Annotated in this window: 10 protein-coding genes; 4 read left to right on the top strand and 6 right to left on the bottom strand. The window is 53.8% G+C overall.

The genetic code is table 11. The annotated features are described in order from the left end of the window. Positions 1 to 19: 19 nt before the first annotated feature. Positions 20 to 976, bottom strand: a complete 957-nt coding sequence (locus MA07_RS27400) for a MobA/MobL family protein (protein WP_052002702.1) — start codon at positions 974 to 976, stop codon at positions 20 to 22. Positions 977 to 1,254: 278 nt separating this feature from the next. On the opposite strand from MA07_RS27400, the gene MA07_RS01160 reads away from it, so the two are divergent. Beyond that, entirely contained in the window at positions 1,255 to 1,548 is a 294-nt protein-coding gene (locus tag MA07_RS01160) for a helix-turn-helix domain-containing protein (protein ID WP_036345923.1), read from the top strand. Positions 1,549 to 1,631: 83 nt separating this feature from the next. Here the strand turns inward: MA07_RS01160 and MA07_RS01155 are convergent, their stop codons facing one another. Then, positions 1,632 to 2,066: a response regulator gene (locus MA07_RS01155; RefSeq protein WP_036345920.1), complete on the bottom strand. Its 435-nt coding sequence runs from the start codon at positions 2,064 to 2,066 to the stop codon at positions 1,632 to 1,634. Between the two features lie 126 nt (positions 2,067 to 2,192). On the opposite strand from MA07_RS01155, the gene MA07_RS01150 reads away from it, so the two are divergent. Continuing rightward, positions 2,193 to 2,480 (top strand): hypothetical protein, encoded by a 288-nt coding sequence (locus MA07_RS01150; RefSeq protein ID WP_036345917.1) that lies wholly within the window; start codon positions 2,193 to 2,195, stop codon positions 2,478 to 2,480. A 218-nt stretch (positions 2,481 to 2,698) separates the two neighbouring features. On the opposite strand, the gene MA07_RS01145 is transcribed toward MA07_RS01150, so the two are convergent. Then, positions 2,699 to 2,947, bottom strand: a complete 249-nt coding sequence (locus MA07_RS01145; RefSeq protein WP_036345915.1) for a hypothetical protein — start codon at positions 2,945 to 2,947, stop codon at positions 2,699 to 2,701. Between the two features lie 169 nt (positions 2,948 to 3,116). On the opposite strand from MA07_RS01145, the gene MA07_RS01140 reads away from it, so the two are divergent. After that, positions 3,117 to 3,323 (top strand): hypothetical protein, encoded by a 207-nt coding sequence (locus MA07_RS01140; protein WP_036345912.1) that lies wholly within the window; start codon positions 3,117 to 3,119, stop codon positions 3,321 to 3,323. A gap of 2,375 nt (positions 3,324 to 5,698) precedes the next feature. On the opposite strand, the gene MA07_RS01120 is transcribed toward MA07_RS01140, so the two are convergent. Next, the gene (locus tag MA07_RS01120; protein ID WP_244445114.1) at positions 5,699 to 6,352 is read right to left on the bottom strand and encodes a GntR family transcriptional regulator; all 654 of its coding nucleotides are present in this window, start codon (positions 6,350 to 6,352) and stop codon (positions 5,699 to 5,701) included. Positions 6,353 to 6,806: 454 nt separating this feature from the next. Between MA07_RS01120 and MA07_RS28355 the strand changes: the two genes are divergently transcribed. After that, entirely contained in the window at positions 6,807 to 7,316 is a 510-nt protein-coding gene (locus tag MA07_RS28355; RefSeq protein WP_081928696.1) for a hypothetical protein, read from the top strand. A 67-nt stretch (positions 7,317 to 7,383) separates the two neighbouring features. Here the strand turns inward: MA07_RS28355 and MA07_RS29370 are convergent, their stop codons facing one another. Next, positions 7,384 to 8,310 carry a hypothetical protein gene (locus MA07_RS29370; protein WP_152568672.1) on the bottom strand — a complete coding sequence of 309 codons (927 nt, stop codon included), beginning with the start codon at positions 8,308 to 8,310 and terminating at the stop codon, positions 7,384 to 7,386. 51 nt (positions 8,311 to 8,361) lie between these two features. Further along, on the bottom strand, positions 8,362 to 8,563 hold a 202-nt coding region (locus tag MA07_RS30565; RefSeq protein ID WP_036345902.1), incomplete at its 5' end, for a hypothetical protein.

Genomic DNA, 8,563 nt, shown 5'->3' with positions numbered 1-8,563 from the left:
AGTCACAAATTTCAGTATCTTACTTAGAATACTCATCGCGCACTCTTATAATTCTCTTCATGAACTTCGTCGGCGTATCTAGCTCAATCACTGCAAGATACTGTCCAGCTTTTCTGCAAATGTAATCAATGACTCTTTCATAGTAGCATCCATTTGCGAGATGCTCTCTCCTTGATCGCTCAATCCTCTCAAGAATATCTTGTGCATCTTGTTTGTTTCTTGCTCTAAATTCGCAAGCCTGCTCTCTAGTTCTTCTATTCTCTTGTTCTGCAATTCGAGCAGCAGCAACAAGTTGTTCAATCCTTTTGGCTTGATCATGGTCGACCTCTCGCTCTAGGACGATCTCCGCCCGATGCTCTGCACGCGTCTGGCCACCATCAATCTCAGGCCACCGGATTTCCCGGCCGTTGTCGTTCTGGGACCTGCTCTGAGGGCGGACGCCCTTCGCCTCCATGATGGTGGCTTTCGGACCCACATGGATCTCAGGAATTCTCTCGATGCCCAGCTCTCGTAAGGAGCGATGATCGATCCGGGCCGCAACGCCAGCACGGGCGAGCGCCGCATTACAGGTGTCCTGCCACAGCTTCCGGACCAGTTCCGTGCTGCCTTTCTCGGACAGCCCGCAAACTCGCTTTCCAGTGGCAGGATCGCGATCCCGGATCACGATATGAGCATGCCAGTTCCGATCATCCGCCCCCTCCCGCTGGCTCGGAGCATGAACAGCCGCAAGCCATGGCGCCCGCCCTTGGGTGAGGGCCTCGCAGAAGTGGCGCACGAGTTGGGCCTGGTCTTTCGGCTCAAGCTCATGTGGCAGCGCCACCATGAGTTTGGTGATCACCCTCGCATTCTTGCGGTCCTGCTGCTCCTGCGCGTCCAGCCAAGCGCGTGCGGCGGCACCCCGCCGACCGATCTGGGGAGCAGGCATCCGCTCCACCAGAACGGCCCGTGCGGCCGACGCGCGGGTGATATAGGCCACGTGCGCTCCTGCCGTGCCAGGGGCATGGGTCGAGCGTCCGACGGCTGACATGCTCAAGCTGTAGATCGCCACTGACAGGCTCCGACAGTCCAGGATCAAGCTCGGGAAGCACGGGTTTGCGTCAGCAAACCCATAAGTGCGCCCTAGCTACTTTCTTTTGAGTCAAGCTTGGCAGTAAGACAATGAGGCTCCGGTGTTTCGCTGGGGATAGTGATGGCCTATCCGCCATTGGCGCACTGCGCCGTTGACGCATCTTCACCTCGGACGAGGGTTCTGCCGTGGGCACGAATGATGACTTTGACAAGCTGATTGCCAGCCTAGGCGAAGTGCTGGCCCTAACGGACGATGATGAGAGCCTCGGCGGCGATCTCAGGATTCCCTACGCCATTGACGTAGCTGCCATTCGGAACAAAACCGGCTTATCTCAGGCAGCTTTCGCCCGCCGCGTCGGCGTTCCAGTGGGAACGCTCAGGAATTGGGAGCAGGGGCGCCGGTCGCCGCAGGGGCCGGCGCCCCTGCTGGCGCTGCTGGATCGGAACCCGAGAATTGTCGAGGAGACCTTAGGGGGCTGAGCGCGGAGGTGGCGATGCTGGTAGACGCAAGGGACTTAAAATCCCCTGCGGTTCCATAAGGCCCGTTAGGCGAATTTGTGAGCTTATTGCGTCTGGCGATGTAAGGACCAGAAGAAACCAAGCCCTTGGATCGTATTAAAGAACTCTGCTGCCTTGAACGGCTTCACCATATAGGAATTAACGCCTTGCTCGTAGCTGCGGATCAGGTCGACTTCCTCCCGTGACGAGGTGAGCATCACCACAGGAATGTGCGACAGCTTCGGATCGCTCTTGATGTGCTTCAGCACTTCAAAGCCATCGACCTTCGGCATCTTGATATCCAGGATCACCATCGCTGGCATCATTGATCCTTGGTCTTCGTCGCCACCACACTGCTGGAGGAACTTCAGCGCCTCCTCACCATCCCGCGCAACAAGGATTTCATTGGCCAGCCTGGCTTCCTGAAAAGCTGCGAGCGTCAGTTCGATATCGTTCGGATGATCCTCAACAAGCAGGATCGGACTAAGCTTCGTCGGCATAGGCATGGATCGCTTTGGCTCGGGTCTGCCCCATATCTGACCAGGGCTGGATTAGCCGAAAAAGCCAGTCTTGGAAAATGGTTGTGTTCAAGGCATACAGCCAGGCTCACTAGGACGCCCAGCACCATGCGGCGCTACTTCTTTCACCTCCGCAGTGATGCGGGCCGGTCCCTCGACCAGATTGGCTTCCTGCTTCCTGATCATGCGACTGCCGGGCGTGAGGCGCTTAGGGCGGTTCGGCAGATCATGCGCGGCCCCCCTCCAGATGAATATAGAAGCTGGAAAGGGTGGCAGATTGAGGTCGAGGACGACCAAGGAACGTCTGTGCTGGTGTTGCCATTCAGCAGCGTGCTTGCGATCTCGCCTCAAGATCAGGCTGCCGGTGGCAAGGCCAAATCTGGGCCGGATGTCTGAAGCGAGCCTCTGAGAGCTAGGTTTTCGATGGGTCTGTGCAGTCAAATTTGAAGAATGTATTTTCAAGTAATCACTGCTGCACTGAGGTGCTTTCCAGAGCCAGTTAGACTGGGTGTTTACAAGGATCAGGCTGCTGGTTGAAAATTTATCTTCCGAATACGCTCAAACGACACAATATCCGGTTCCATAAAGGGGTTTATCAGAAATTCACGGACGGGTTACACCAGCGCTCGAACTGTTCGGCGCACGCTCATAGCGACTGTCACGGTGACCAGCAGGAAGCCGTCGCCGTCCTTCACCTCAATCGTGATCTCCCGCGCATTACCCTTTGGGAGCAGATCCCGTCCAATATCGGCTGCGGACACAGCAGCCAGATGTTCAGCAGCATCCAAGCTCTCGCATTCGAGGCCTTCTTGATCAGGAATAATCTCCCCATCTTCGCGCACGTCGAAGTAGAAACGAGGCACCACAATCCTCCTTCAGATAGATATTGATCAACAGTGGGAGTCTGCGGTTTGTTCGAATGGCTTCAAAGTTTTAGGCTCGTATCAACATAGGTTAAACTGAACTGCTCAACTGTGTTGTTGCGGCTTTTGAAAGGCTAAGCGAGCCTCATTTGCAATGAGGGATTCGCCCATGCCGCGCTATTTCTTTCATACCCGCACGGAACGCAAAATGTTCTGGGACAGGACGGGTCTCGATCTACCGGATTTCTGGAGAGCGATGGATGAAGAAATGGCCGATGCTTTGTGGCATGAGGCGTTCGCCAAGCACGTTGCGACAGGTGGGTCTTTGCTGATCACGGACGAGAGTGGCAAAGTTGTATTCGTCGCTGCCCTCTGAACCGCCACTAACGCGGGCGGCGGCTTTCCAAAAACGGCCTTATCGGAAATTACCTATCCCGCCTGAGCCAGTTACGGATTGCGGATGTCGCGGCAAACAAGGTTGCTCCAGCGACGGCACCGATCACAACCTTGATGAAAACATGGGTGTACAGGTTTTCTCCCGGACTATGCTGCCAGGAGGCGGGACAGAAGGCATGACAGAATTGCTCTAATATCCCCAGGGCCATGCCCAGCAGAGCGCCGTATTCGGCAAGTTGCGCCGTATCCCACCGCTTCTTTGATTTGAGCCTGCCGTTCATCCCACAGGGATTACAGCCGCAATCCACCTGAGGCTAGGCTTGGCATCAGGTTGTCACCCTGAGGAGTTCCATAGACGGCCTATGCGAAATCGGAGGCTGATTTCGGGTGAGGCAAGCCGGCGCAAAGCCGCCCCAGCCGGAGGAGGTTCGTATACCTCCGGCCAGGGCGTCTGTGACGGAAGGGGGACTCTGCCACGCCCTCAAACGTATGCCATTTGGGCTGATCCACAATGGAGCAAACGGGCAAGCCAAAATTCCTAATGACTTATGTTCTAGGGTGAGAGGTAGCCCAGAAACAGCAACGCCCCGGCCAGGAGTGGTTCCAGAAATTCCCAGCCAGGGCGTGAAGCGGAGGGGCGACTCCGCATTGGTTCGGGCTGTTACGCAACGCGCCCGGTCCGCATCCTGCTACAGCCAAAGTGAACAATCCGTGCTCACCAATCGGTTGTAGCGATACAACCAAGAGGCTTCTCTTTGGGCTGAATGGGGAGTCCTCTGGGCACATAACGCAGCGGCGCGGGTTTTATTCCCTACATCCGCGTACCTACCTCGTCGTATTGGCAGGAATCAGACGCCTGGTTAGGGTGACCGGCGGGACCTGATCCGGCACGGTATCGCGGCCGAGGCTCTTGCTTGAGCAGCGTACGCTGCTGAGATCTTGAGGGTGTTGATGCGCTGTTACTTTCATCTGGTGAGCAGTCACGAGACCATTCCTGATGATGCAGGGATTGAGGTCTTGGACCCTGGAGCCATGCAGTACTTTGCCCTTCAAGCTATTCAGGAGATCCGGCAGGAGACGCACCAATTCGATGAGGAGTGGCAGGGCTGGCGGCTTGATGTGGTGTGTCCAGCCGGCAGTGTTCTGTTATCGATCCCTTTGGATGCCATAGCCCACTGACAGTGCGCTTCTGCAAGTTACCTGACTTTTGCACACAGCAAAGGGGCAGCACGGGGCTGCCCCTTCTTCTACGCTGTGACTATGGAGGGCTGTTCGGGGGCTTGCCGCCTGCATCATTGCCGGGGCCACCCTTATCACCAGGACCGCTGTTGCCGGGTCCACCACCGGCATTCTTTGATTGAGCATAGGCGTTGCTCCATGTGACGCCGGATACCACAAATCCGGTGGCCACGAGCGCAACGACCAGAGCTGAGAATAGCCTGTTTCTAATCATGCTATCCCTCCCAAATCACGGCTCAACTGCCGTGTCTGTGAAGGCTGGCGCATGGTGAAAGTATAAGCAAATAAAATTGTAAGTCTCTGCTGATCCTATACTACTGCAGTAGTGACTCCGAGGTATGGTTACGTTGGAATAATAAGAATATCATCACGATATCAACGATTTTTCTCTTATAAGAGACTTATACCTGCTATTGAGGACGGCTTACCTAATATCGATTGTTCACTGTCCTGGCTTGGCCATCTTGATCAAGACGCTTGCCAGCCAACAATCTGTGACCAATTCGTATGGGCGGAACCTCCCAAACGTATATCCGAGGTGAGAACCAAGAAAATTCCCCTATTTTGCCCTGTATTGGCCAAGATTTCTCATTCGCTTCAACAACCCATCTTGAGCCTAAAGGATGTTACATGCAGCAGGACGAGCTTTTTCCTCTGGCAGACATTCCACCACGGGTGAGAAGAGCCATCCTCAGAGAATTCCAAGGGCGTTGGCCCACGGTGCAAGAGATCGCCCAGATCTCGGATCGACACTGGTTGGCAACCCCGGACATTGGCCCTTCTTCCCTTGAGAAGATCCACAGCATCATCCAAGTTCATCGGTCTCAGACTGACCCTTTTCCCCCACCCCAATTGATCAATAATGAACTGCTGGACCGCCTTGAGTTCATCCAAGAGGAGTTTCGGTGGCTGGAGCGCGCGGTGAAAGCAAAGCTACACCGGAGACGACGAAGCGAAGCAAGCTTCGGACGTGGAAGCGACAGAGCCTCCGCTCCCAATGACGGGTTATCCCTCGGATGAGGTTAGGTCCCAGAAACCCTTAAAGCTGTTCCAAAACGGCCTTCTGCGAAATCTGCTTTCAGAATCTGGCTCTGTCCGTCCTAACAAATGCCCCGGCTATGCCGATAGCCCTTCTTCGGGTTCCGTTGGGCTCTGTCGTCTCCGAAATAGGCCTCCAGGCGCTTCTAGCGCCCCAGGATTCATGTTCTCGCGCGTCAGCGCGAGGCCGCTCTTATAATTCTGTACTCGTGGGGTTCGCGAATTTGCACCCGTACCGAGACGGAGCCACAGGCTCCACTCTTTCGAAACGATGGAAACCTTGTTGGGATAGTTCATCCAGGCCGTGCGCCGGCGCTCCTCGATGGTGACGAGAGCGAGCGTTTGCGCCTGTCTCAAGGCGTTACGCACGGTCGTTTCAGAGACACCCGCGAGGGCCGCGATGTGCCCGATCGTCAGGGAACAGGCACCGTTCTTCTTCACCTCAGATGCAACGACAGCTAGCACAGCCTGCTCGGCTAGGGTGAACCGCGCCGCCAGAGCGGGCGGCAAGCGGCCTGCGGCGGCCCAAGACCGGCGTCTTTCCATCGAGGCAGAGGAACGGGGCCGGGATCCGACGTGCCGCCTGGCGGGCGCCTCTGTAGTCGGAATGGCTGCTCTGGCATTGATCAGGGTATCAAGGGTCTCAGCCTCGGTCTCTGTGAGCTGCCCGGCCGTGAAGGCCTTGTACATGGCTGACCGGATCTCCGGCAGCTTCATCCGCGGCGATGCCATCACGGCACGCCGGATCTCCTCGCAAAATGACATGCGATCCCCTTCAGGTTAGTTAGACCCGGCGCAGGGAATGACGCTTCATGCAGACATAGCTCCGCTATCGACGGTAAATTCCGTCTTGCGGGGCGACGAGTTTTCGGGGATGATGATGACGCCAATCAATCGTCATTCCCGGTTCGCCGGTATGCATGAGGCCCGCCCCTGGCGGGCTTTCGTGTTTCTAAGCTCCTTCGCGTCGTTGATTTGCAAATCAAACCAACCACAACGCTCTTTTACACTGTGCCCCGTCGACTCAATAGGGGTCAATGCCACGCTACAAGCTCGCCACAACCCATTAACGAGTGATTAACCGTGAACCGGCCATGCTCCGGCACGTACCCTGGAGCAAACCTGGAGCAGTCCCGGGTGGCGTCCCGGCTCTCACACTCCTTCATGCTCCGGAGCATGTCCCTCGATGACAACGGTATGGCTGACCTACGACGAACTTGCCGAGCGCCTTGGGATTGAGCGTGAGAGCGCGCGCCAGCATGTGAAGCGCAAACACTGGGCTCGTCAAAAAGGCAATGATGGCAAAGTCAGAATTGGCGTTCCTGAAGAGGTGCTTAGCACCAAAACTGAACCTGGTACTGTAAGTGGGACAGACCCGGTACAAGCTCCGGCTCACCCCCCGGTACACGACCCGTCAGTGACGATGGTTCTGACCCGGCACATCGAAAGGCTAGAGGCGCAGCTCGAGGAAGCTCTAAAAAGAGCAGGGGAACGGGATGAGTTGGTGGTCCAGCGCGATACGGCTCGCACTGAACGCGACATTGCGACGACTCAGGTAGAAGCTCTTAGAGCTGCTCTGGCTGCTGCAGAGCGGGATCGCGATCGCTGGCATGATGTTGCGACAGCTCCAAAGCCTGCTTCCGAACAGGTTGCTCCAGTCGAACGCAAATCATGGTGGCGTCGGTTGGCTGGTTAGTCGCCGGACAATATACCCGTTGATAGCTCCTCGAATTCTGGTCCGGCGCAAATCAAGCTGTTAGCAGTCATAGCCCTAAATCGCTTTTGCGCGTCCGGTTAAATTGCTCCCGCAACTGTAAGGCTAGGGCACTTTCATTGGATCCACCAGAGCCCTCCGGCTTGGTATTAAGAGTCCCTGACACACGACCGCTAGATCCAGCCAAGAGAGGCATTTGAGCGACCTCAATGATCCTGTCCCAATCCAAGGTATCTAGCCGAGGCATTGCAGGTGGAGCCACCTTTCCAAACCTTTGGAAATAATTCTGCCAGACCCTCACTCCCAGCAATCTATGTTTACCTAAAAGTGTGGGCTCCTCATTCCTTTCATTAAGAGGCAGCAACATCATAAAAGCTGCAATGAATAGATCGCGTGTTAAACCACTTTTTCCATCAAAGCATTCCAGTCTATCAGGAACGTTATCTGCATCTATAATATCTCTTCCGTTACCATCAAATTTTATGAGAAACTTGTAATTTTTAATTTTATCGTATTCAAATCCAGCTAATGACCTTTCGTTGATTGCAACATTCCATGGATATAACTGCCAATCACTCAGATATACCCGCACCGCATTTTGCAAATTAATGTATTTTACTAGATATGATTCACCTTCATATAGACATATTCTGTGATGTCTAAGCTTATATATTTTACTGACGTTACAATAAAGATATAACTTATTATTTATTACTTCTATATCCAAAGACATATGCTTGGGATCAATACGCAATAAGCCTTTATAAAAAAATAGCATTCCATAGCCATTATTATCGAATTTATAGAATACATCCTTATATGGCTCATAATCCATAACCGGAATGTCTTCATCCTCGTCGTCAAAATTGAAAAGCTTAGTCTTTTCTATCTTTGGCGGCATGGTAACCACCTTTACAGACTCAGGTTTAGGTTCAGTAATAGTCACAAATTTCAGTATCTTACTTAGAATACTCATCGCGCACTCTTATAATTCTCTTCATGAACTTCGTCGGCGTATCTAGCTCAATCACTGCAAGATACTGTCCAGCTTTTCTGCAAATGTAATCAATGACTCTTTCATAGTAGCATCCATTTGCGAGATGCTCTCTCCTTGATCGCTCAATCCTCTCAAGAATATCTTGTGCATCTTGTTTGTTTCTTGCTCTAAATTCGCAAGCCTGCTCTCTAGTTCTTCTATTCTCTTGTTCTGCAATTCGAGCAGCAGCAAC

This window comes from Microvirga sp. BSC39, from assembly GCF_000739015.1.
In the GTDB taxonomy this organism is placed as follows: domain Bacteria; phylum Pseudomonadota; class Alphaproteobacteria; order Rhizobiales; family Beijerinckiaceae; genus Microvirga.
The sequence above is the reverse complement of the archived record's forward strand: the minus strand, read 5'-3'. Positions and strand labels throughout refer to the sequence as shown.

What these genes read in the sequence shown, in the direction of transcription:
- MA07_RS01155 (WP_036345920.1), bottom strand. Translation starts at nt 2,066, where the DNA reads ATGCCGACGAAGCTTAGTCCGATCCTGCTTGTTGAGGATCATCCGAAC.
- MA07_RS01150 (WP_036345917.1), top strand. Translation starts at nt 2,193, where the DNA reads ATGCGGCGCTACTTCTTTCACCTCCGCAGTGATGCGGGCCGGTCCCTC.
- MA07_RS01140 (WP_036345912.1), top strand. Translation starts at nt 3,117, where the DNA reads ATGCCGCGCTATTTCTTTCATACCCGCACGGAACGCAAAATGTTCTGG.
- MA07_RS01120 (WP_244445114.1), bottom strand. Translation starts at nt 6,352, where the DNA reads ATGGCATCGCCGCGGATGAAGCTGCCGGAGATCCGGTCAGCCATGTAC.
- MA07_RS28355 (WP_081928696.1), top strand. Translation starts at nt 6,807, where the DNA reads ATGACAACGGTATGGCTGACCTACGACGAACTTGCCGAGCGCCTTGGG.
- MA07_RS29370 (WP_152568672.1), bottom strand. Translation starts at nt 8,310, where the DNA reads ATGAGTATTCTAAGTAAGATACTGAAATTTGTGACTATTACTGAACCT.